1 protein-coding gene is annotated in these 381 nt (G+C 55.9%); it reads right to left on the bottom strand.

Features of this window, described 5'->3' with window-relative positions; all coding sequences use genetic code 11:
- On the bottom strand, window positions 1-381 hold a 381-nt coding region (locus tag B3520_RS02585), incomplete at both ends, for a 2Fe-2S iron-sulfur cluster-binding protein (protein ID WP_286875350.1).

A 381-nucleotide genomic window follows, 5' to 3' on the forward strand; every position in this document is an offset into this window, starting at 1 on the left:
CGGGCAGCTGGTTGAGCAGCAGGCGCACAGGATACACTCGTACAGACCGTCCAGCTTGGCACGATCTTCGGGAGATTGTAACCGCTCGATTGCCGGAGCGGGGGTATCATTTTGCAAATAGGGCTCGATTTTCTTGTACTGATCGTAGAACTGGGTCATATCGATGACCAGATCACGAATCACCGGAAGTCCAGGCAGTGGCCGAACCACCAACTTGTTGTTCTTTACCGCCTGAGACAGCGGCGTGATACAGGCCAGCCCATTAACGCCGTTGATATTCATGCCATCCGAGCCACAAACCCCCTCGCGGCAGGAGCGACGGTAAGCCAGGGATTCGTCCTGTTCCTTGAGCATACCCAGCACGTCGAGCACCATCAGGTC

The sequence above is a fragment of the Marinimicrobium sp. UBA4509 genome (genome assembly GCF_002388575.1).
GTDB classification, from domain to species: Bacteria; Pseudomonadota; Gammaproteobacteria; order Pseudomonadales; family Cellvibrionaceae; genus Marinimicrobium; species Marinimicrobium koreense.